Here is a 550-nt window from a genome sequence, read left to right as displayed (position 1 = left end):
GCGCAGCGCCGCCGACGGGTTCCTGTGCCCCGTACGCCGTCCGGCCGCGCACCGGGAGGCCGAGATCCAGCTCCTGATGGACGCCTCCCCGACCGCGTCCGTGTGGCAACCCACGCTGGACCGGCTCCGCCAGGCCTGCGAACGGCTCGGCGCGTTCCGCGACGTCCAGGTGCACTATCTGCACCAGGGACCGGACGGCTCGGCGATGGCCGGTACCGGCCCCGACCCGCACCAGACCCGGCTGCGCCCCGCCGACCAGCACCGCGACGTCACCGGCCGCCGGCTCACCCTCGTCATCAGCGACTGCGTGGGCCCGCTGTGGCAGTCCGGCGGAGCCCAGCGGCTGCTGTACCGCTGGGCCGAGGTCTCCCAGATCGCCGTCGTCCAGCCGCTGCCGCCCCGCCTGTGGGACCGTACGGCGCTGCCCGCCGATCCGGGGATGCTCGTGCACGAGCCCGGGGTGGGGCGGGGCATGCGTTTCGTCGCCGACGAGCGGCACGGGCGCGCGGACCCGCCCGCCGGGGCGCTCCCGGTGCCCGTCCTGCTGCCC

1 pseudogene is annotated in these 550 nt (G+C 76.7%); it reads left to right on the top strand.

Annotation, left to right across the window (positions count from 1 at the left end):
- Positions 1-550: pseudogene (locus BHU15_RS37845) on the top strand (tetratricopeptide repeat protein); the annotation flags it as partial.

Source organism: Streptomyces niveus, from assembly GCF_001723055.1.
GTDB classification, from domain to species: Bacteria; Actinomycetota; Actinomycetes; order Streptomycetales; family Streptomycetaceae; genus Streptomyces; species Streptomyces niveus.
This window is presented reverse-complemented; position numbering and strand designations above follow the sequence as displayed.